Source organism: Streptomyces sp. NBC_00442 (genome assembly GCF_036014195.1).
Taxonomy (GTDB): Bacteria; Actinomycetota; Actinomycetes; order Streptomycetales; family Streptomycetaceae; genus Streptomyces.
Window position 1 is genome coordinate 6,008,163 of record NZ_CP107918.1, and the last position, 21,957, is coordinate 6,030,119.

The 21,957-nt window shown below is 71.4% G+C and carries 18 protein-coding genes; 12 read left to right on the forward strand and 6 right to left on the reverse strand.

Features of this window, described 5'->3' with window-relative positions:
• Positions 1-48: 48 nt before the first annotated feature.
• The 3 genes from OG432_RS26900 to OG432_RS26910 all read left to right on the forward strand — a co-directional run bounded on the left by OG432_RS26900 (position 49) and on the right by OG432_RS26910 (position 4,202).
• Positions 49-627 carry a TerD family protein gene (locus OG432_RS26900; RefSeq protein ID WP_328313544.1) on the forward strand — a complete coding sequence of 193 codons (579 nt, stop codon included), beginning with the start codon at positions 49-51 and terminating at the stop codon, positions 625-627.
• A gap of 321 nt (positions 628-948) precedes the next feature.
• Entirely contained in the window at positions 949-2,910 is a 1,962-nt protein-coding gene (locus tag OG432_RS26905) for a TerD family protein (RefSeq protein ID WP_328313545.1), read from the forward strand.
• 311 nt (positions 2,911-3,221) lie between these two features.
• The gene (locus tag OG432_RS26910) at positions 3,222-4,202 is read left to right on the forward strand and encodes a TerC family protein (RefSeq protein ID WP_328313546.1); all 981 of its coding nucleotides are present in this window, start codon (positions 3,222-3,224) and stop codon (positions 4,200-4,202) included.
• Between the two features lie 100 nt (positions 4,203-4,302).
• On the opposite strand, the gene OG432_RS26915 is transcribed toward OG432_RS26910, so the two are convergent.
• The 3 genes from OG432_RS26915 to OG432_RS26925 form a co-directional block, all read right to left on the reverse strand.
• A complete protein-coding gene (locus tag OG432_RS26915) occupies positions 4,303-5,589 on the reverse strand; it encodes an MFS transporter (protein ID WP_328315253.1) in 1,287 nt (428 codons plus the stop codon).
• 279 nt (positions 5,590-5,868) lie between these two features.
• The gene (locus OG432_RS26920; RefSeq protein ID WP_328313547.1) at positions 5,869-6,525 is read right to left on the reverse strand and encodes an MBL fold metallo-hydrolase; all 657 of its coding nucleotides are present in this window, start codon (positions 6,523-6,525) and stop codon (positions 5,869-5,871) included.
• Positions 6,526-6,546: 21 nt separating this feature from the next.
• On the reverse strand, positions 6,547-7,236 hold the full coding sequence (locus OG432_RS26925; protein WP_328313548.1) for a maleylpyruvate isomerase family mycothiol-dependent enzyme: 690 nt from the start codon (positions 7,234-7,236) through the stop codon (positions 6,547-6,549).
• 228 nt (positions 7,237-7,464) lie between these two features.
• On the opposite strand from OG432_RS26925, the gene uvrA reads away from it, so the two are divergent.
• Complete coding sequence (uvrA, locus tag OG432_RS26930; RefSeq protein WP_328313549.1) at positions 7,465-10,458, forward strand: excinuclease ABC subunit UvrA; 2,994 nt, start codon at positions 7,465-7,467, stop codon at positions 10,456-10,458.
• 228 nt (positions 10,459-10,686) lie between these two features.
• Here the strand turns inward: uvrA and OG432_RS26935 are convergent, their stop codons facing one another.
• The gene (locus tag OG432_RS26935) at positions 10,687-11,580 is read right to left on the reverse strand and encodes a carbohydrate kinase family protein (RefSeq protein WP_328313550.1); all 894 of its coding nucleotides are present in this window, start codon (positions 11,578-11,580) and stop codon (positions 10,687-10,689) included.
• A 195-nt stretch (positions 11,581-11,775) separates the two neighbouring features.
• On the opposite strand from OG432_RS26935, the gene OG432_RS26940 reads away from it, so the two are divergent.
• Positions 11,776-12,204, forward strand: coding sequence for a Rieske (2Fe-2S) protein (locus tag OG432_RS26940; RefSeq protein WP_328313551.1), 429 nt, complete (start codon positions 11,776-11,778; stop codon positions 12,202-12,204).
• A gap of 130 nt (positions 12,205-12,334) precedes the next feature.
• Here OG432_RS26940 and OG432_RS26945 read toward each other — a convergent pair whose 3' ends face one another.
• Positions 12,335-13,258: a hypothetical protein gene (locus tag OG432_RS26945; protein ID WP_328313552.1), complete on the reverse strand. Its 924-nt coding sequence runs from the start codon at positions 13,256-13,258 to the stop codon at positions 12,335-12,337.
• Positions 13,259-13,496: 238 nt separating this feature from the next.
• On the opposite strand from OG432_RS26945, the gene OG432_RS26950 reads away from it, so the two are divergent.
• Positions 13,497-14,114, forward strand: a complete 618-nt coding sequence (locus OG432_RS26950) for a papain-like cysteine protease family protein (RefSeq protein ID WP_328313553.1) — start codon at positions 13,497-13,499, stop codon at positions 14,112-14,114.
• 5 nt (positions 14,115-14,119) lie between these two features.
• Entirely contained in the window at positions 14,120-14,902 is a 783-nt protein-coding gene (locus OG432_RS26955) for a hypothetical protein (RefSeq protein WP_328315254.1), read from the forward strand.
• A 364-nt stretch (positions 14,903-15,266) separates the two neighbouring features.
• On the opposite strand, the gene OG432_RS26960 is transcribed toward OG432_RS26955, so the two are convergent.
• On the reverse strand, positions 15,267-16,262 hold the full coding sequence (locus OG432_RS26960) for a quinone oxidoreductase family protein (RefSeq protein ID WP_443058466.1): 996 nt from the start codon (positions 16,260-16,262) through the stop codon (positions 15,267-15,269).
• A 305-nt stretch (positions 16,263-16,567) separates the two neighbouring features.
• Here OG432_RS26960 and OG432_RS26965 point away from each other — a divergent pair, with 305 nt between their 5' ends.
• From OG432_RS26965 to whiA, 5 genes are all read left to right on the forward strand, one after another.
• Positions 16,568-16,690: a hypothetical protein gene (locus tag OG432_RS26965; RefSeq protein ID WP_328313554.1), complete on the forward strand. Its 123-nt coding sequence runs from the start codon at positions 16,568-16,570 to the stop codon at positions 16,688-16,690.
• A 210-nt stretch (positions 16,691-16,900) separates the two neighbouring features.
• Complete coding sequence (gene uvrC, locus OG432_RS26970) at positions 16,901-18,994, forward strand: excinuclease ABC subunit UvrC (protein WP_328313555.1); 2,094 nt, start codon at positions 16,901-16,903, stop codon at positions 18,992-18,994.
• Positions 18,991-19,935: an RNase adapter RapZ gene (gene rapZ / locus OG432_RS26975; protein WP_328313556.1), complete on the forward strand. Its 945-nt coding sequence runs from the start codon at positions 18,991-18,993 to the stop codon at positions 19,933-19,935. The genes uvrC and rapZ overlap by 4 nt, the downstream gene beginning before the upstream one ends.
• A complete protein-coding gene (locus tag OG432_RS26980) occupies positions 19,932-20,954 on the forward strand; it encodes a gluconeogenesis factor YvcK family protein (RefSeq protein ID WP_328313557.1) in 1,023 nt (340 codons plus the stop codon). Before rapZ ends, OG432_RS26980 begins: the two co-directional genes overlap by 4 nt.
• The gene (whiA, locus tag OG432_RS26985) at positions 20,945-21,934 is read left to right on the forward strand and encodes a DNA-binding protein WhiA (protein ID WP_120724474.1); all 990 of its coding nucleotides are present in this window, start codon (positions 20,945-20,947) and stop codon (positions 21,932-21,934) included. Before OG432_RS26980 ends, whiA begins: the two co-directional genes overlap by 10 nt.
• The last annotated feature ends 23 nt before the right edge of the window (positions 21,935-21,957 follow it).

Consider the following 21,957-nt stretch of genomic DNA (forward strand, 5'->3'; position numbering starts at 1 on the left):
GCATGTCAAGGCACATCAAGAACGACACATGGGGAGAGGGGACAGCGCGTGACGGTCAATCTGTCCAAGGGTCAGGCCATCAGCCTGGAGAAGCAGGGTGGCGGCACCCTGACCGCGGTGCGCATGGGGCTCGGCTGGCAGGCGGCCCCGCGCCGAGGTCTGTTCGGCAAGCGGACGCAGGAGATCGACCTGGACGCCTCGGCGGTGCTCTTCGCCGACAAGCAGCCCGTGGACGTGGTCTTCTTCCGTCACCTCGTCAGCGACGACGGCTCGGTCCGGCACACCGGTGACAACCTGGTGGGCGGTGCGGGCCAGGGCGGTGACGACGAGTCGATCCTGGTCGACCTCGCGCGCGTGCCGGTCCACATCGACCAGATCGTCTTCACGGTGAACTCGTTCACCGGCCAGACGTTCCAGGAGGTGCAGAACGCCTTCTGCCGTCTGGTCGACGAGACGAACGGCCAGGAGCTGGCCCGCTACACGCTGGACGGCGGCGGCCAGTACACCGCGCAGATCATGGCCAAGGTGCACCGCGCGGGCGCCGGCTGGCAGATGACGGCCATCGGCAACCCGGCCAACGGACGCACCTTCCAGGACCTGATGCCGGCGATCCTGCCCCACCTCTGATCGCACCGCAGTACGGACACCGCAGTAGTACGAAACACCGCAGCTCCCGGAGGCACGACGCCGCCGGGAGCTGCATCACAACCACCGATGCATCGCCGTCCGCAACTGACGGTCCGTAACTGACAGTTGGAGAAGGGTAGTTGGGGACCAGTGGTCGGCCACTGACAGCGAAGTCTGCCAGCCGACGACTGACAGCCGAAGTCTGCCAGCCGTCAGCTGCCAGCCGACAGCTGACAGCCGGCGACTGACAATCGACGGCTGACAGCGGACAACTGACAACCGCGCACGCACGACCATCAACTCGACGAGGGGACAGAGGCGATGACGGCCGAGCTGGTACGGGGACAGAACCACCCCCTGCCCCAGACCCGACTGGAAATCCGGGTGTCGGCCGGCACCCCGATCGTGGCGGGCGCCACGCTCGGCGACGAGCAGGGCAGGGTGCACGGCGTCGAGCGGGTCGCCCACCCCGGCTCGCCGGCCCTGCCCGGCGTCGAGGTCTCCCGGCAGGCCGCCGCCGAGCACCGCTTGGCCGTGGACCTGGAGGCCCTGGGCGAGGGAGTGCACCGGGTCGGCGTGCTCCTCGCGCTGCCGCTCGGGACGCCGGGCCCCAGCCGTTTCGCCGCCGTCGCCGCGCCCTTCGTCGCCGTCACCGGCCTCGACGGCGCGGAGATCGCGAGTTACACGATCACGGGCCTCGGCGAGGAGTCCGCGGTCGTGGCCCTGGAGCTCTACCGCCGCCAAGGCGCATGGAAGATCCGCGCCGTCGGCCAGGGGTACGCGGGAGGCCTCGCGGACCTGCTGGCCGACCACGGCCTGCCCGAGGCCGGGCGGCTGGCCACCGCCGTCCAGGAGGCCATCGCGGTCGGTGTCTCCCGCTCCGTGGCGGCGCCGTCGCCGCGTACGAGCGACGACGCCCGCGTTCGCGCGTCCGGGGCGGCGCCCGGCGCTGGGCCCGCGCGGACCGACGTCGAGCCACCCGGCGCCCAGCCGTCAGTTGCTCAGCCGTCCGTTGCCGTGCCGCCCCAACAGGGAGTCGCCGACGGCGGTCCCATCAGCTATGCGCATCCGCGCCGCCGGACCACCCCACCGCCACCGCCATCGTCGGTGCCCTCCGCCGCGCCGGCGGCCGCCCCGGGTGAGCCGGCCCGTCCGGTCGCGGGCGACGCCGCCGGCTGGTCCATGGACGAGCGGCTCTACAACCAGGTGTGGGGCATGTTCGAGGACCTGGCCCGCGCCGTCGCGGCCTTCCGAAGCGCCGTCGACTTCGCGGACTCGCGCAGGGAGCAGGAGCTGGACCGGGCCCTGTCCGACCCGTGCGGCCGCCTGGGCTCCGCCGGAAACCAGGCACGGGAAGAGGCCCACGCCAAGCGGGAGGACCTCGTCGCACGGGCCAAGGAGGTGCTCGACCGCGACCTCGCTCAGCTGACCGCCGAGTCCGAGGTCGTCGAGCCCGCGCTGCCGCCCGCGTACGCCCGCTGGGACAACCCGGTCTGGCATGCCTACCGGGTGCCGATGGAGATTCCCATGGCGCTGCGGATCGGTGACGTCCGGCTGCCCGAGCGGCCGGAGCTGCGCATCCCGATGCTGGTCAGGCTGCCGTTGGAACGGGGCCTGTGGATCGACGCGGGCCGCGTCGGCTCCGAGGCGGCCGCGTTCATGGATGCCGCGCAGATCAAGGGCCTCGCCGTGGACACGGCCGTGGCGATCGCGGCCCGGCTCCTTGCGGTCTACCCTGCCCATGAGTTCGCCGTCCATGTCATCGATCCCGCGGGCTCGGCCGCGAGTCGGCTCGCCCCGCTCACGCGGTCCGGGGTGCTGGCCGCGCCGCCCGCCGCGGGCGCCGCGGGCGTGTCCGAGGTGCTGGCGCGGCTCACCGAGCGGGTGGACCTCGTACAGATGGCGGCCCGGGGCGGAGCGGGCGCCGACGCCCTGCCGCCCGACATGGACACCGCCGAGCAGCTCCTGATCGTCAACGACTTTCCGCACGGCTTCGACGACCGCGCCCTGAACCAGCTGCGCTACCTGGCCGACGAGGGCCCCTCGGTGGGCGTCCACCTCCTGATGGTCGCCGACCGCGAGGACGCGAGCGAGTACGGGCCGGTGCTGCACCCGTTGTGGCGCTCGCTGCTGCGGCTGACGCCCATCCCCGAAGACCACCTCGCCGACCCGTGGGTGGGGCACGCCTGGACGTACGAGCCGCCGCTGGCGCCGTCGGGCAGCCGGGTCCTGGAGCAGGTGCTCGACCGGGTCGGCGAGGCCCGCGCGGCCTGGCCCCGCTAGCGCGCGGCCTGTCCCCAGCCGGCCTCGTCCGTCGGGTTGAGGCGGCTCGGGCTGGGCCGAAAGAATGAGCGAGGAACCGCCTCCACCTGGCCTTTTGGTTCTTCTTTACCCATCTCTTTACCTTCTCTTGGTTATTCGGGTAGGCTTCCTCCCAGCGGAGGGGAGTACTCCCGACTGCGGCGTTCCCGTCAATACGGACCCACGGGACGGGTCCCGGGGCGCCGGCCCGCGGTGCGAGGGAAGGCGCCCGGGTGGAAGAGACCTCCGGCAGCGACGACGCTGATCAGTAGCCGTACGACGCCGGAGGCGCAGTGGACGTTTCAATGACTTTGTGGGTGCTGACCATTCTTGGTCTGTGCGCCCTGATCGCGGCCGACTTCTTCATCGGGCGCAAGCCCCACGACGTATCGGTCAAGGAAGCCGGCATCTGGACCGTGGTCTGGATCGTGCTGGCCGCGCTCTTCGGCGTGGGTCTGCTGCTCTTCGGCAGCAGTCAGGCGTCGGGTGAGTTCTTCGCCGGATTCATCACCGAGAAGTCGCTCTCCGTCGACAACCTCTTCGTCTTCATCCTGATCATGGCGAAGTTCTCGGTGCCCTCGCACCTGCAGCAACGGGTGCTGCTCTTCGGCGTGTTGATCGCCCTCGTGCTGCGCGCCATCTTCATCGCGGCCGGCGCGGCGGTCATCGCCAACTTCTCGTGGGTCTTCTACATCTTCGGCGCGTTCCTGATCTACACCGCCTGGAAGCTCATCCAGGAGGCGCGCTCCGGCGACGAGGAGGAGGAGTTCGAGGAGAACCGCCTCCTGAAGTCCGTCGAGAAGAAGTTCGGCGTCGCCGACAAGTACCACGGCACCAAGCTGTTCGTGGCGAAGAACGGCAAGAAGATCATGACGCCGCTGATGGTCGTCATGCTCGCCATCGGCACCACCGACGTGCTCTTCGCGATGGACTCGATCCCGGCGATCTTCGGCCTCACCCAGGACCCGTACATCGTCTTCACCGCCAACGCCTTCGCGCTGATGGGCCTGCGCCAGCTGTACTTCCTGATCGGCGGACTGCTCAAGAAGCTGGTCCACCTCAGCTACGGCCTCTCGGTGATCCTCGGCTTCATCGGCGTGAAACTGGTGCTGCACGCCCTGCACGAGAACGGGGTGCACGTCCCGGAGATCTCCATCCCGGTCTCCCTCGGTGTCATCTGCGGCGTGCTGGTCATCACCACCATCACCAGCTTCGTCGCCGCCAAGAAGCAGGGGGCGGCCGAGGCGCCGGAGAAGGACAGCATCGGCGCCTGACCCAAAGCCGGAAGGGCCCCGAAGCCTGAAGGGCCCCGGGGTACCCATGGGCCCAAGACCCCAGGCCCTAGGGGCCGTGGCGGCACGACGAGAGGGCCCCCTACGCGGGGGCCGTCTCCGATTCCGTCCCGGGCGCCGGCCGCATCACCGCGTGCGGGCCCGTCTCGGGCAGCAGCGCGAAACAGCCCAGACTCAGCAGCCCGAGCCCGGTCAGATACGCGGCGACGCCCCACGGCGGGCTGTCACCGCGTGACAGCGCGGTCGCCACGATCGGGGTCAGCGCGCCGCCGAGCACCCCACCCAGGTTGTAGCCGACCGCGGCGCCCGTGCAACGCACCCTCGGCTCGTACAGTTCCGGCAGGTACGCGGCGATCACCGCGAACATCGAGATGAACGCCAGCATCGCGCCGAGGAACCCCACGAACATCCACAGCGGCTCGGCGGTCCCGAGCAGGGCCACCATCGGGAACATCCAGACCACTGTCGCCGCGCACCCCACGAGGCACAGCGGCCGCCTTCCGTAGCGGTCGCCCAGCAGCGCCGCGAGCGGGGTCAGCGCGCCCATGATCGCGACGGCCGCCATGATGCAGGCCAGCATCACCGTGCGGTCCACCCCGAGGCGCTCCGTCGCGTACGCGAGGGACCAGGTGGAGACCGCGTAGAAGACGGCGTATCCGACCGCGAGCGCACCCGCGGTCAGCAGGACCAACCGGCCGTGTCCACGCGCCACTTCGAGCAGCGGCAGCCTGACCGGTTCGCCCATCTCGCGGAAGTGCGGCGTCTCCGCGAGGGAGGTCCGCAGCAGCAGCCCGGTCAGCGCGAGCAGCCCCGCGCCCCAGAACGGGACCCGCCACCCCCAGGCGTGGAACTGGGCGTCGCTCAGGGCCGAGGACAGGGCGAGGACGACGCCGTTGGCGAGCAGGAAGCCGACGGACGGCCCGATCTGCGGAAAGCTCGTCCACAGCCCGCGCCGGTGGGCGGGCGCGTGCTCGGCGGTGAGCAGTACCGCGCCGCCCCATTCGCCGCCGAGCCCCAGCCCCTGGAGGAAGCGCAGCACGAGGAGCAGGACGGGCGCCGCGATGCCGAGCGTCGCGTACGAGGGCACACAGCCGACCGCCACCGTGGCGAGCCCGGTCAGGGCGAGTGAGGCGAACATGACCGGGCGGCGCCCGTAGCGGTCGCCGATGTGTCCGAAGACGACGGAGCCCAGGGGGCGGGCGAGGAAGCCGGCCCCGAAGGTGCCGAAGGCGGCCAGGGTTCCCGCGAGCGCGGAGAAGGTCGGGAAGAAGAGCGGGCCGAGAACGAGTGCGGCCGCGGTCCCGTACACGAAGAAGTCGTAGAACTCGATGGCGGTGCCCGCGAGCGAGGCGGCCGCGAGGCGGACCATCGACGGGGGACCGGGGGCAGGTGTGGTGCTGGTGCGCATGCCGCGCCAACTACCCGCGGTGATCAAGCGTTACGGGGGCGCGCGGAAGCGCAGGGGGCGGGGTGGAGGCTCGGCGGCGGGGTGGGTGCCGCGCGCGCCGTGGGCCCGGAAACGGGGCGGACCCCGCGCACGGACCCGATTGTCAGTGGCGGGTGCCACGATCGGGGCATGGACTTCTTCGGCGCGGCGAACGGACCGGTTCCCCCGGTGGGGCCGGCGGCGCGTGCCGCCGGCGGGCGGCTACCAGCCCCGTGCGTGCCATTCCGGCAGGTGCGGGCGCTCGTCACCGAGCGTGGTGTCGTTGCCGTGGCCGGGATAGACCCAGGTTTCGTCCGGCAGGGTGTCGAAGAGCTTGGTCTCGACATCGCGGATGAGGCTGGCGAACGCCTCGGGGTCCTTCCAGGTGTTGCCCACACCGCCGGGGAAAAGGCAGTCGCCGGTGAACACATGGGGGTGCCCGTGCGGGTCGTCGTAGACCAGGGCGATCGAGCCCGGCGTGTGGCCGACGAGGTGGCGCGCGGTCAGCTGGACACGGCCCACGGCGATCGTGTCGCCGTCCTCGACGAGCACGTCGGTCGCCACCGGGATGCCCTCGGCGTCATGACGGCCCGCGTAGGTGCGCGCGCCGGTCGCGGCGACGACCTCGGCGAGCGCCTGCCAGTGGTCGCCGTGGCGGTGCGTGGTGACGACGGACGCGATGCCGTCGTCACCGATCAGCGTGAGCAGCGTCCCGGGCGCCGCGGCCGCGTCGATGAGCAGCTGCTCGCCGGTGGCGCGGCAGCGCAGCAGGTAGGCGTTGTTTCCCATGGATCCGACCTGCACCTTGGAGATCATCAGGTCGGTCAACTCGTGCACATCGGCGGGACCGCCGGCCTTCACCGCTCCGCTGTACGTCATGGGCTCAGCCTAGCGCCGGGGTCACAGCGGGGGCAGGGCGGGCAGCGTTCCGCCGGACGCCTTGAGGGCCGCGCCGTCGCGCCGTCCCGCGAGCCAGCCGACGAGATCGGCGGCGCGGCCGCTGACCTGGACGGGATCGCCCTCGGCGCCGCCTCCGGTGGTCCACGTCCGCCCCTTGTCGTCGCTGAGGCCGATCGACGGGAGGTCCTTGTGCCCGGCGAAGCGATCGGTGAGGAAGTCGGTCTCGCGGCGCACGAAGTCCTCGGGGAGGTCTTCGAGTTCATAGCCGATCCCGAGGTCCACGTGGTGCAGCTCGACCTCGACGAGCCGGCGGAACGGCACGCGGGCCGCGGCGTCCGTCACGCCGTTGCGCAACTCGACGGTGCGGGACCAGTCGGCGGGACGCTCACCCTCCGCCTGGAAGCCGGCCGCGCTGTCGCGTACGTCCGCGAGCTGGACCTCCAGCGGGCGGGGCGCGTCGCGGTCGATGTCCGCGTCCCGGGTCTCGGCGCTCGCATACATGGGCCGCCCCGCGAGCACATTGACGAGCGCGTCCGCATTGCGTGCGACGTGGGCCAGCACATGGCCTCGGCTCCAGCCCGGCAGCCGTGACGGCTCGGCGGCGGAGGCGTTGTCCAGGGCGGCGGCTGCGGTGAGCAGCCGGTCGGTGGCTTCGCGTACAGAGGCCAGGTCGCGCGCGTGATCAATCATGACGCCGACGATAGCCCCGCCACTCGTCCGGGTGAAGGTGGCTGGACGAGGCCGTAAATCGAATGCACGTGCTATACGCTCGGGAATGGGTTCCCGCTCAGAACCGTTGAGGAACCCGGCGGACCCTGTCCGGGTTCATCCAAGAATCAACGACATCACCGTGGCGGCCCCCCTACCCTGGATGGGGGCTCCTGCAGCTCCCTCCCCCCAAGAAAGGTGCGGACCGGCGTGGCCGACCGTCTCATCGTCCGTGGCGCGCGCGAGCACAACCTCAAGAACGTCTCGCTCGACCTGCCGCGCGACTCCCTCATCGTCTTCACGGGTCTGTCCGGGTCGGGCAAGTCCTCGCTCGCCTTCGACACGATCTTCGCCGAGGGCCAGCGGCGGTACGTCGAGTCGCTCTCCTCGTACGCCCGCCAGTTCCTGGGCCAGATGGACAAGCCGGACGTCGACTTCATCGAAGGTCTCTCGCCCGCCGTCTCCATCGACCAGAAGTCGACCTCGCGCAACCCGCGCTCGACGGTCGGCACCATCACCGAGGTCTACGACTACCTGCGTCTGCTCTTCGCGCGCATCGGCAAGCCGCACTGCCCCCAGTGCCACCGGCCGATCTCCCGCCAGTCGCCGCAGGCCATCGTCGACAAGGTGCTCGAACTGCCCGAGGGCAGCCGCTTCCAGGTGCTCTCGCCGCTGGTCCGCGAGCGCAAGGGCGAGTTCGTCGACCTGTTCGCCGACCTCCAGACCAAGGGATACAGCCGGGCCCGGGTCGACGGCGAGACCATCCAGCTCGCCGAGCCGCCCAAGCTGAAGAAGCAGGAGAAGCACACCATCGAGGTGGTCATCGACCGCCTCACCGTGAAGGACGGCGCCAAGCGCCGCCTCACCGACTCGGTGGAGACCGCGCTCGGCCTCTCCGGCGGCATGGTCGTGCTCGACTTCGTCGACCTGGCGGCCGACGACCCCGAGCGCGAGCGGATGTACTCGGAGCACCTGTACTGCCCGTACGACGACCTCTCCTTCGAGGAGCTGGAGCCGCGCTCCTTCTCCTTCAACTCGCCGTTCGGCGCCTGCCCCGACTGCACCGGCATCGGCACCCGCATGGAGGTCGACCCCGACCTGATCGTGCCGGACGAGGACAAGTCGCTCGACGAGGGCGCCATCCACCCGTGGTCCCACGGCCACACCAAGGACTACTTCGCCCGCCTGGTCGGCGCGCTCGCCGGCGAGCTGGGCTTCCGCACCGACATCCCCTGGGCCGGTCTGCCGCAGCGCGCCAGGAAGGCGCTCCTGTCCGGGCACAAGACCCAGATCGAGGTCCGCTACCGCAACCGGTACGGCCGCGAGCGGGCGTACACCACCGCCTTCGAAGGCGCCGTCCCGTTCGTCAAGCGGCGCCACTCCGAGGCGGAGAGCGACGGCGCCCGCGAGCGCTTCGAGGGCTACATGCGCGAGGTGCCCTGCCCCACCTGTGAGGGCACCCGCCTCAAGCCCCTGGTGCTCGCGGTCACGGTGATGGAGAAGTCCATCGCCGAGGTCGCCGCGATGTCGATCAGCGACTGCGCCGACTTCCTGGCCCGGCTGCGGCTCAACGCCCGCGACAAGAAGATCGCCGAGCGAGTTCTCAAGGAGGTCAACGAGCGGCTGAAGTTCCTGGTCGACGTCGGCCTGGACTACCTCTCGCTCAACCGCGCGGCCGGCACCCTCTCCGGCGGCGAGGCCCAGCGCATCCGGCTCGCCACCCAGATCGGCTCCGGCCTGGTCGGCGTCCTGTACGTCCTGGACGAGCCGTCGATCGGTCTGCACCAGCGCGACAACCACCGCCTCATCGAGACGCTCGTGCGCCTGCGCGACATGGGCAACACCCTGATCGTCGTCGAGCACGACGAGGACACCATCAAGGTGGCCGACTGGGTCGTCGACATCGGCCCCGGCGCGGGTGAGCACGGCGGAAAGGTCGTCCACAGCGGCCCGCTGAAGCAACTCCTCAGCAACAAGGAGTCGATGACCGGCCAGTACCTGGCGGGCAAGAAGTCGATTCCGCTGCCCGACGTGCGGCGCCCTTCGGACCCCAAGCGCCGGCTCACGGTGCACGGCGCGAAGGAGAACAACCTCCGCGACATCGACGTGTCGTTCCCGCTGGGCGTCCTGACCGCCGTCACCGGCGTCTCGGGTTCCGGCAAGTCGACGCTGGTCAACGACATCCTCTACACGCACCTGGCCCGGGAACTGAACGGGGCGCGCAGCGTGCCCGGCCGGCACACCCGGGTCGCCGGTGACGACCTCGTCGACAAGGTCGTGCACGTCGACCAGTCGCCGATCGGCCGCACCCCGCGGTCCAACCCGGCGACGTACACGGGCGTCTTCGACCACGTCCGCAAGCTGTTCGCCGAGACGATGGAGGCCAAGGTCCGCGGGTATCTGCCCGGCCGGTTCTCCTTCAACGTCAAGGGCGGCCGCTGCGAGAACTGCTCGGGCGACGGCACCATCAAGATCGAGATGAACTTCCTGCCGGACGTGTACGTGCCGTGCGAGGTCTGCCACGGGGCGCGCTACAACCGGGAGACCCTGGAAGTCCACTACAAGGGCAAGTCCATCGCCGAGGTCCTGGACATGCCGATCGAGGAGGGCCTGGAGTTCTTCGAGGCCGTTCCGACCATCGCGCGCCACCTGCGCACGCTCAACGAGGTCGGGCTCGGCTACGTCCGCCTCGGGCAGTCCGCGCCGACGCTGTCGGGCGGTGAGGCCCAGCGCGTGAAGCTGGCTTCCGAGCTGCAGAAGCGCTCCACGGGCCGTACGGTGTACGTCCTCGACGAGCCCACCACAGGGCTCCACTTCGAGGACATCTCCAAGCTGATCAAGGTGCTGTCCGGTCTTGTCGACAAGGGCAACACGGTGATCGTCATCGAGCACAACCTGGATGTCGTCAAGACGGCGGACTGGGTCATCGACATGGGCCCCGAGGGCGGCAACGGGGGAGGCCTCGTCATCGCCGAGGGCACGCCCGAGGAGGTCGCCTCGGTGCCGGCCAGCCACACCGGTAAGTTCCTGCGGGACATTCTGGGGGCGGACCGGATCAGTGACGCGGGGCCGTCGCCGGTGCGGAAGCCGCGGAAGGCGGTCTCTGCGGCCAAGGGTGCCGCGGCCAAGGGTGCCGCGGCCAAGGCTGCCCCCGCGAAGAAGGCGGCGCCGGCGAAGAAGGCGGTACGGGCTCGCAAGGCCTGAGGTCCGCCCCTCCCCGCCCCTTCCCCAAACCCTCCGGGGGCGGGAGGGGGCGGGCAAGCCGCCCTCCGGGGCTCCGTCCCCCTGCGCCCCCGTCCACGCCCGAACGACGCTCGTCCCCGACCTCCCCCAAGGCCTTAAGGGCCAGAGGGACCCCCATGACAGGCCAAAAACGCCCACACCGCCCGGAGCCGAGCAGTCAGGGGCGCGGGGAGCTGCGCACGCGGGTGGTCAGGAGACGGAGGCCAGCTCTTCGGACGTGGGGGGCTGGGCTCCCTCCTTCGTACAGGTCAGCGCCGCCGCCTTCGCCGCGTACCGCAGGACGTACGGCCAGTCCGCCGCGTCCAGGGCGGACCGCGTACGGACGTGGTGCAGCAGCGCCGCGTTCACCGTGTCGCCCGCGCCGATCGTGTCCGCCACCTCCACCCGCTCCGCCGGCACCACGTGCTCGGCGCCCCGCGCGGTGTGGACCGACAGGCCCGCCGCGCCGCGCGTCATGACCACCGCCCGCGGACCCTCCCTCAGCCACTCCTCGACCGTGCCGCCGAGCCACGCCGCGTCCTCCTCGGAGAGCTTCAGGAGGGACACGTACGGCAGCCAGCTCCGAAAGCGGGCGCGGTAGGCATCGGGGTCCGGGATCAGGGCCGGGCGGATGTTGGGGTCGAGCAGCGTGAGCAGGCCCCGCACCGACTCCCTGCGCAGCAGAGCTTCGTAGGCGGTCGCGCCCGGTTCGAGGATGAGGGAACATGTGCCGAGGGCCAACGCCGTTGCGCGGGGCGGAAGTTGGGGAGGGAGCTCGAAGAGGCGGTCCGCGGTGCCGTCCGCGTGGAAGCCGTACCCCGCCGAACCGTCGGGGCCCAGCGCCGCCACGGCGAGCGTCGTCGGCTCCGGGCCGCGCTGCACCAGGGACGTGTCCACCCCGGCCGCGGCCAGCCCGCCCAGGAGCGCCTCGCCGAACCCGTCCGTGGACACCCGGGAGCAGAAGGCCGCCCCCGAGCCGAGCCGCCCCAGGGCCACCGCGGTGTTGTAGGGCCCGCCGCCCGGCCGTGGCCACAGCGGGCCCAGGGGGTCTTCGGGGTGCTGCGGCACCAGGTCGATGAGGGACTCTCCGGCAACGACGATCACGGCCCAGAACGTAACCCATTCCGAGCCCGCAGACCCATCGCGGGCCGGTGTGGGCAGCCCCGGTGAAGGCCAGGCGTTCTGCGCCGGTATGGTCGATGCGCAACCCGGGTCGGTTGCGCGACGGCCGGGCAGGGGACCGGGCGGGTCGCGCGGAGGGCCGGCCAGGACAAGACCAGTGATCAGTGGAGACAGCCCATGACCGGCCAGCCCGCCGCCCGTCGCACCGTGCTGAAAGGCGCCGCCCTCGCCGGGGCCGCGGGGGTGGGTGTAGCCGCCTGCTCCACCGAGTCCAAGCTCGGCCACGCCGAGACCCCCACCCCGACCGCGCCCGAGCCGCTCGGCTCGCCCGACGAGGTGCCGGTCGGCGGCGCGAAGCTCTACCGCGAGCAGCGCGTCATGGTGTGCTGCCCGGCGAAGGGCGAGTACAAGGCGTTCAGCGCGCAGTGCACGCACGCCGGCTGCCTCCTGGAGAAGATCGAGGACGGCCACGCGAACTGCCCCTGCCACGGCAGCCGCTTCAACGTGATGACCGGCAAGCCCGTCCAGGGCCCCGCCACCGTGCCGCTGCCCTCGGTCCCGGTGAAGCTCAAGGGCGGCCAGCTGATCGCCGGGCCCGACGCCTAGGGCCTGTCCGGCGGGTCGGGTTGGCCTTGGTTCCGGGTGCGTTTTCGGTGGTGGTGGGCGTGCCAGCCCCCCCGCGTGCCGACAAGATCCGCCGCACAGGCCCTGGACACCGGGCCCGGGGGTGCGGGGCTCACTCCCAGTCCCAGTCCACCCCGAGGATCCCGGGGCGAATGCCCTGCTCCACCAGGTGTACCGACCGGTGCCGCCCGCTGAGCGTGAGGTCGCCGCGGCCCGAGCGGGTGGCACCCGTGGAGCTCTGGGAGAAGCGGCGGCAACGGGCCGGCAGCGCCCGCTCGTCGAACCGCACCTGCAGGACGTACTGGCCGCCCGCGAAGGTGAAGCCGCGCATGTACTCCCGGCTCGGGCCGCCCGTGCCGTCCTCGAAGCCGTATCCGAACAGGAACGTCTCGCCGGCCCGCAGCCGCGTGTCGAAGAGCAGCTCGGCGACCAGGACCCCGCTGGGCGCGTCCCAGCGGACGCGACCGGTGCGGCAGTTCTCGCCCGCGCGGACCTCGACCCGGGCCGGATCGCAACCGGCGTCCCCACGGTGGACGGCCAGATAGCGGTCGACGCCGTCGCGGTGGGCGCGTACGACGTGCTGCGAGGCGCGGCCGCGCAGTTCCCGGGCCGCGCCGATGCGGACCCGCTCGTGGTGGCCGACGGTGTGCAGCCCGCCGTCCACCGGTGATTCGAGCCCGGCGATGAGCTGTTCCACGATCCCCGACGCCTCGACCAGCGAACGGTAGGAACGCCCCGCGGGCCGGTCCACCTCGCTCGCGGCGGCGTCGTCGAGCAGGCGCAGCAGGGAGTGCGCGGGCAGCCCGAGCACCTCTTCGAGCCCGCGCACCGCGCGCAGCGACTCGGGGCGCTGAGGCCGGCGCGCGCCCTGCTGCCAGTAACTCAGGCTGGTCACACCGACCTTGATGCCGCGCCCGGCGAGATGGTGCTGGACGCGCTGGAGCGGCAGGCCTCGTACGGACAGTGCGGCGCGCAGCGCCAGGTGGAACGGGCCGGTGTGCAGCGCCTGTTCCAGGTCGGCTTCGGTGTGGAGCATGGGGGACTCCTCAGTGAACGTTCACGGTGGGGGGTGGGCGCGGCGTGGCGGCAGGTCGGGGAAAACCTGGTGGCGGGGAAGGAGCGGTTCACACTCCGGCCACTTCGTTCACACCCGCGTCCCACCCCGCATTCAAGCGCGTTGACCTGCTCTCGACAACGCCCGATGCTCATCAGCAAGCGTCCGGACGCGATCCCCCACCATCCCCAACCCCCCACCCCGCCATGGGAGGAACGCGATGCGCGACAAGAAGAGACGGCTGTCCGCCCTCACCCTCGTGGTGGCGGCCCTGTTTGCCGCCCCCACGGCAACGGCCACCGCCGCCCCGCACAGCGACAAGCCGGTGCCCGCCGCAGCCGCCGCGGCGAGTGCTGCCGGTTCCAAGCGCCTCAACATCACCATGCAGTCCCAGCAGAAGGACAACTGGTGCTGGGCCGGCAGTGGCAACACCATCGCCACCTGGTTCGGTCGCACCTACACCCAGAACCAGTTCTGCAACGCCGCCTTCGGCCGTGCGCAGGGCTACGACTGCCCCAACTGGCAGGCGGATCTGGGCAATGTGCAGAACGCCCTGAACTGGGCGGGCATCAACTCGGGCTCGTACGTGACCGGGTGGCTGCGCTACGCGACCGTACAGAGCGAGATCAACAGCAACCGCCCGATCGAGACCCGCATCCAGTGGTCGAGCGGCGGAGGTCACATGCACGTCGTGTACGGCTACGACGACGCCAACTCCTGGGTGTACTGGGGCGATCCCTGGCCCTCGAACACCCGCTACAACTGGGCGTCGCACGACTGGTACGTGAACAACGACTCCTTCTCCTGGACCCACTCGCTGTACCGGATCGGGGCGTGACCACGATGAAGCCGACCCGTCTCGTGCCCGCGGTCATCGCCGTGTCGCTCGTCGCTCTCGCGGCCCCGGCCGCCGTCGCCGGCCCGTCCGTCCCGTCACCGCTCGCCTCCGCCGAGTCCAGGGCCGCGGCCCGCCAGGCCGCGTCCGCCCCCGCCACCCTCGACACGCTCGCCCGCTTCTTCTCCCGGGACGGCAAGGTGGCCCTGAAGGCCGCGGACCCGCACATCGAGGGTGACGCGGTGCCCGTCTACGCGCTCTCCCCGCAGTTCGTGGCGGGCAAGGCCGGCGCTCCGGTCGCCCAGCTGGAGTACCTCGCCTCCACGGCCGTCGCCGCCGACGGCCAGAAGGCCTCGCTGTGGACGGTCCGGCAGGACGCGACGTGGAAGGTCGTCAACATAGCGACCGGCGACGACGAGTCCCGCTACGCCGCGGCCGGGGCCGCGAAGCTCCCCGGCGGCACCGTGTTCCAGGAGCCGCAGATCAACGCCTGGTACGTGGAGAAGGGCAGCAAGGTGCTGCCGCTCGACGAGGACGCCGTCAAGGCGATCGGTGCCGGTGGCACCACGCTCGCGGGCTACCAGAAGCGCGTCGCCACGGCGTACGGGGACAAGTTGCCGGGCTCGGCGTACGACAGGTCGGGCAAGGCGGGCGGCTACGCGGAGACGGCCGCGCCTCGTGGTACGGGGAGCGACGACTCCCTGACGGTGGTGTCCGTCGCCGGCGCGGTGTTGGTGTCCGGGCTGGCCGGGGTGGGCGTGCTGCGCAGGCGGCGGGGGGTGCGGGGGTAGGCCCGGGGCCGGTGCGGGGCCCCCGGCCCCGGCCCCGCACCGGCCGCCCCCACCCCGGGGCGCGGGTTGCTCGCGCAGTTCCCCGCGCCCCTGACCCCGCTGTCGTCCGCGGGCCGTGCCCGCTGCTCGCGCAGTTCCCCGCGCCCGTCAAGACCCCGGTTCGTCCGCGGACCGTGCTCGCTTCTCGCACAGTTCCCCGGCTTCGGGGCGCCCTGCGCCCACTGCGCGACCCGGATACGCCAGAAACCCGCCAGAACTTGCTCTTGGCCTGCTGAGTGCCTGACGCTGTCGGGGATCTTGGCGATGACGGACGGCCATGCCCTCGACATCCCGGCCTCCAAGATCCCCGACCTCGTCACCCGCGTCAGCTCTGTGTTTCCTCGCGGCGTCCAAGAGCGGCCGCACCGGGTACGACGAGCAGCTTGCCGGTGGTACGCCGAGCCTCCAGATCGCTGTGGGCCTGGGCGGCCTCGGACAATGCGTAGCGGCCCGTTACGGTGACCGCGAGCGCCTTGGAGCGCACCCACTCGAACACATCGGCGGCCCGTCGGAGCAGCTCGGACCGATCGGCGATGAAATCCCCGAGGCTGGGCCGGATCAGGGTCAGCGAACCGCCGTGGGCGAGCCGAATCGGATCAAACGGAGGCACGGCACCACTTGCCGCGCCGAAGAGCACGAGATGGCCGCGGGACCGCAGGCTGGCGAGGCTCGCATCGAAGGTGTGCGCGCCGACGCCGTCGAAGACGACCGGCAGTCCCTGACCGCCGTTGAGCCGCCTCACCTCGGCTGCGAGATCGTCGACCGCAGAGGACAGAATCACCTCAGCGGCCCCGGCACGCTTCGCCAGCTCGGCCTTCGCCGTGGTCGACGTCGTGCCGATCACCCTGCCGCCGAGATGGGTGATGAGCTGGGTCAAAAGCAGCCCCATGCCACCAGCAGCCGCATGCACGAGCACCGTGTCGCCCCCCTGAACCGGGTAGGCGTCCTTGACGAGATAGTGCGCGGTCATGCCTTGGAGGAGCACGGCGGCGGCTGTCTCGAAGTCGATGTCGTCGGGCAGCGGCACCAGCCGGGAGGAGTCCACGACGGCCCGCTCGGCATACGTGCCGGGAATCTCCACCCAACCAACCCGGTCCCCGACTGCGACGTCAGCGACGCCGGGACCGACTTCGACGACCGTGCCGGCGCCCTCAGCGCCCGGGGTGAAGGGCAGCGGGAGGCTGTACCGGCCTTCGCGGTGGTAGACGTCGAGGTAGTTGACCCCGGATGCGGCGACCTCCACGACCGCCTCGCCCGGACCCGGCCGCGGCTGGTCCACCTCGGCCTCCTTCAGCACCTCCGGACCGCCCACCTCGTACACCTGAATCGCTCGCATCATGGCCCTTCAATATGCTCTTCGACATCGGCTTTCCCCCACCAACCCCGTTGATGGCGATCCGATTCCCGGCCAGCAGACCAGCTCGCCGCCCGGCAGAGCCTCGTCCCGGACGAGGCCGGGATCGAGGACGCGGTCGTCTTCGAGGAGGACCCCGGCACCGCCAGCCGCCTCCACCCGCTCCAGCGCCCGAAGTTCGGCGAACTGCTCACGTACGCGCGGCCGGGCGGCACCCTGCACATCTCCGAGATGGCCTGGGCAGCACCCTGCGCGTCAGCGCCGTCCCCGCCGTGCACCGAGGGCTCCTCGCCCGCTGCCGGCCGCTCGGCGGCAGCCAGGACCGTCCCGCGGTCCCGGCCCGGCGCAAGGGCCGCCGCGAGTACGAGAACGGGGGCAGCGCCCTCACACCCTGAACAAGATCGTTCTCACCGGCAACCGCTGTACCGATGTTCCCCGACGCGGTTCCCCGCACCCCCGACGGGGCTCGGCAGGGGCAGCCTCAGCCCGTCATGGGGGTCCCCCTGCTCGTTGAGAGCTTGGGGAGGGGGCAGCGTGCGAACGGGGTCCGCGGACGGGGCCCCAGGGGCGGGGTGGTGTCGGTGGGCGCCAGTAGGGTGGTGGGCATGGCAGACCCCTCCACCTACCGCCCCAAGCCGGGACAGATCCCCGACTCGCCGGGGGTCTACAAATTCCGCGACGACCACCGCCGAGTGATCTACGTCGGCAAGGCGAAGTCCCTGCGCCAGCGGCTCGCCAACTACTTCCAGCCGTTGACGAGTCTGCACCCCCGCACGGCCACGATGGTCACCACGGCCGCCTCCGTGGAGTGGACCGTCGTCGCCACCGAAGTCGAGGCGCTCCAGCTCGAATACTCCTGGATCAAGGAGTTCGACCCCCGCTTCAACGTCAAGTACCGCGACGACAAGAGTTATCCGTATCTCGCGGTGACCATGAACGAGGAGTTCCCGCGCGTTCAGGTCATGCGCGGCGCCAAGAAGAAGGGCGTGCGCTACTTCGGGCCGTACGGACAGGCGTGGGCGATCCGCGAGACCGTCGACCTGATGCTCCGCGTGTTCCCGGTGCGCACCTGCTCGGCCGGCGTGTTCAAGCGTTCGGCGCAGATCGGCCGGCCCTGTCTGCTCGGCTACATCGGCAAGTGCGCGGCGCCCTGTGTCGGCCGCGTCACGCCCGAGGAACACCGCGAACTGGCCGAGGACTTCTGCGACTTCATGACCGGCCGCACCGGCGCGTACCTGCGCCGCGTCGAGCGGGACATGATGGTCGCGGCCGAGGACATGGAGTACGAGCGGGCGGCGCGGCTCCGGGACGACCTGGGCGCGCTCAGGAAGGCGCTGGAGAAGAACGCGATCGTCTTCAACGACGCCACCGACGCCGATCTGATCGCGGTCGCCGAGGACGAGCTGGAGGCGGCCGTCCAGATCTTCCACGTGCGCGGCGGCCGGGTGCGCGGCCAGCGCGGCTGGGTCACCGACAAGGTCGAGGCGGTCGACACCGCGGGCCTGGTCGAGCACGCGCTCCAGCAGCTGTACGGCGAGGAGACCGGCGACTCGGTGCCGAAGGAGGTCCTGGTACCGGCGCTGCCCGAGGACGCGGACGCGGTGAGCGGCTGGCTCGCCGCCCGGCGCGGCTCCGCCGTCTCGCTGCGCATCCCGCAGCGCGGCGACAAGAAGGCCCTGATGGTCACGGTCGCGCGCAACGCGCAGCAGGCGCTCATGCTGCACAAGACCAAGCGCGCGTCCGACCTGACCACGCGCTCGCGCGCGCTGGAGGAGATCGCCGCGGCCCTGGACCTCGACAGCGCGCCGCTGCGCATCGAGTGCTTCGACATCTCGCACCTCCAGGGCGACGACGTGGTGGCCTCGATGGTCGTCTTCGAGGACGGCCTCGCGCGCAAGAGCGAATACCGGCGCTTCCAGATCAAGGGCTTCGAGGGCCAGGACGACGTCCGGTCCATGCACGAGGTGATCAGCCGCCGCTTCAAGCGGTACCTGGCCGAGAAGGCGCGTACGGGGGAGTGGGCCGAGGAGGAGACCGGGGACGAGACCGAGGAGGGGGCCGGCCCCACCGCCGCCGGGACGCCCGCCGCTCCCGGGCCCGGCGCCCCGGTTCCGCTCCCCGCGGCGCCCGGCCCCGCGTCCGGTGAGGTGTCCGCGCTCCAGGACGAGGACGGCCGCCCCAAGCGGTTCGCCTACCCCCCGCAGCTCCTCGTCGTCGACGGCGGGCAGCCGCAGGTCGCCGCGGCCAAGCGGGCCCTCGACGAGCTGGGGATGGACGACATCGCCGTGTGCGGGCTCGCCAAGCGCCTCGAAGAGGTCTGGGTGCCCGGCGAGGACGACCCCGTGGTGCTGCCCCGCTCCAGCGAGGGGCTCTACCTCCTGCAGCGGGTGCGTGACGAGGCCCACCGCTTCGCCATCACCTACCAGAGGGCCAAACGGACCAAGCGCTTCAAGGCGGGCCCCCTCGATGCCGTGCCCGGCCTCGGCGACACCCGCAAACATGCTCTGATCAAGCACTTCGGCTCGGTGAAGAGGCTCCGGTCGGCGACAATCGACGAGATCTGCGAGGTCCCCGGCATAGGCCGCAAGACGGCCGAGACCGTTGCCGCGTTCCTCGCGCAGGCCGCCCCGGCGGCGCCCGCCGTGAACACGGCGACAGGAGAGATCATTGAAGAGGACGACGGGGGCAGCACGACATGACTGAGCAGAACGAAGAAGACCGAGAAGCAGGAGTAGACGTGAGTACGGGCACCACGATCGAGGCCGGCGGGGCCGATGCGCCCATCCCCGAGCTGGTGATCATCTCCGGTATGTCGGGCGCCGGGCGCAGCACCGCCGCCAAGTGTCTCGAGGACCTCGGCTGGTTCGTCGTCGACAACCTGCCGCCCGCGCTGATCCCCACCATGGTGGAGCTCGGCGCCCGCTCCCAGGGCAATGTGGCGCGCATCGCCGTCGTCGTCGACGTGCGCGGCCGCCGGTTCTTCGACAACCTCCGCGAGTCGCTCGCCGACCTCGACGCCAAGGAGGTCACCCGGCGGATCGTTTTCCTGGAGTCCTCCGACGACACGCTGGTGCGCCGCTTCGAGTCGGTGCGCCGCCCGCACCCGCTCCAGGGCGACGGCCGGATCGTGGACGGCATCGCCGCCGAGCGCGACCTGCTGCGCGAGCTGCGCGGCGACGCCGACCTGGTGATCGACACCTCCAGCCTCAACGTCCACGAGCTGCGCGCCAAGATGGACGCCCAGTTCGCCGGCGACGAGGAGCCGGAGCTGCGGGCCACCGTGATGTCGTTCGGCTACAAGTACGGCCTGCCGGTCGACGCCGACCTGGTGGTCGACTGCCGCTTCCTGCCCAATCCGCACTGGGTGCCGGAGCTGAGGCCCTTCACCGGCCTGAACGAGGAGGTGTCGGGCTACGTCTTCAACCAGCCCGGCGCCAAGGAGTTCCTCGACCAGTACAGCGAGCTCCTCCAGCTGATCGCGGCGGGCTACCGCCGCGAGGGCAAGCGGTACGTGACGATCGCGGTGGGCTGCACGGGCGGCAAGCACCGCTCGGTCGCCATGTCCGAGAAGCTCGCCGCCCGCCTCGCCTCCGAGGGGATCGAGACCGTCGTCGTACACCGGGACATGGGGCGCGAGTGAAGGTGTACCGTCGGCGCACCGTCGGTCCGGGGCTGCGCACCGGCCGCAAGCGGGGCGCCCAGCCCAAGGTCGTCGCCCTCGGCGGCGGCATGGGCCTCTCGGCCTCGCTCGCCGCGCTGCGCCGCATCACCGGCGACCTGACGGCCGTCGTCACCGTCGCCGACGACGGCGGCTCCAGCGGCCGGCTCCGCGACGAGCTGGGCGTGCTGCCGCCCGGCGACCTGCGCAAGGCGCTGGCCGCGCTGTGCGGCGACGACGACTGGGGCCAGACGTGGTCCCGGGTCATCCAGCACCGTTTCCAGTCCAAGGGCGAGCTGCACGAGCACGCCGTGGGCAACCTGCTGATCGTCGCCCTGTGGGAACAGCTCGGCGACCATGTGCAGGCCCTCGACCTGGTCGGCAAGCTGCTCGGCGCCCAGGGCCGGGTGCTTCCCATGTCCGCGGTCCCGCTGGAGCTCGAAGCCCTCGTACGGGGGCACGATCCGGAGCGCCCCGAGGACGTGGACACCGTGCGCGGGCAGGCCACGGTGGCGCTCACGCCCGGCGAGGTGCTCTCCGTCCAGGTGGTCCCGCACGACCCGCCGGCCGTCCCCGAAGCGGTCGCCGCGGTGCTCGACGCGGACTGGGTGGTGCTCGGTCCGGGTTCCTGGTTCTCCTCCGTCATCCCGCATCTGATGGTGCCCGAACTGCTCGACGCGCTCACCGAGACCAAGGCCCGCAAGGTCCTCTCGCTGAACCTCGCACCACAACCGGGTGAAACCGATGGCTTCTCACCGCAGCGTCATTTGGAGGTTTTGGGACGACACGCCCCTAAACTCGCCTTCGACGTGGTGCTGGCCGATGTGGCCGCCGTGCCCGACCGGGGGAGCCTGACCGAAGCCGCGAAACGGCTCGGAGCCGAGGTCGAGCTGGCGCCCGTGGCCAGGCCCGATGGTTCTCCGAAGCACGATCCGGAGCTGTTGGCCGCCGCGTACGACCGTATTTTTCGGATGCATGGAAGGATCGGCCCATGGCGATGACGCCGGCGGTGAAGGACGAGATTTCCCGGCTGCCCGTCACCCGGACCTGCTGCAGGAAGGCGGAGGTCTCGGCGATTCTTCGATTCGCGGGCGGGCTGCACCTGGTGAGCGGCCGCATTGTGATCGAGGCGGAGCTGGACACCGCGATGGCGGCACGCCGGCTCAAGCGGGACATTCTGGAGATCTTCGGGCACAGCTCCGAGCTGATCGTGATGGCTCCCGGCGGCCTGCGCAGAGGCTCGCGGTTCGTCGTACGGGTCGTGGCGGGCGGCGATCAGCTGGCCCGCCAGACCGGGCTCGTCGACGGGCGCGGGCGGCCCATCCGCGGCCTGCCGCCCCAGGTGGTCTCGGGGGCCACCTGTGACGCCGAGGCCGCCTGGCGCGGCGCGTTCCTCGCGCACGGTTCGCTGACCGAGCCGGGCCGCTCCTCGTCCCTCGAGGTGACCTGTCCGGGCCCGGAGGCGGCCCTCGCCCTGGTCGGTGCCGCACGGCGGCTCCAGATCGCGGCCAAGGCGCGCGAGGTCCGCGGTGTGGACCGGGTGGTCGTCCGCGACGGCGACGCGATCGGAGCGCTGCTCACCCGGCTCGGCGCGCACGAGTCGGTGCTGGCCTGGGAGGAGCGGCGGATGCGCCGCGAGGTCCGCGCCACCGCCAACCGCCTCGCCAACTTCGACGACGCCAACCTGCGCCGCTCGGCGCGGGCCGCGGTGGCCGCGGGGGCACGGGTCCAGCGGGCCCTGGAGATCCTGGCGGACGAGGTGCCCGAGCACCTGGCGGCCGCCGGCCGGCTGCGCATGGAGCACAAGCAGGCCTCCCTGGAGGAGCTGGGCGCGCTCGCCGACCCGCCGCTGACCAAGGACGCGGTCGCGGGCCGGATCCGGCGCCTGCTGGCGATGGCCGACAAGCGGGCCCAGGACCTGGGCATCCCCGGCACGGAGTCCAACTTGACGGAGGAGATGGCGGACGGTCTGGTCGGCTGAGTCCGTCCATCGCTCAACTCGCC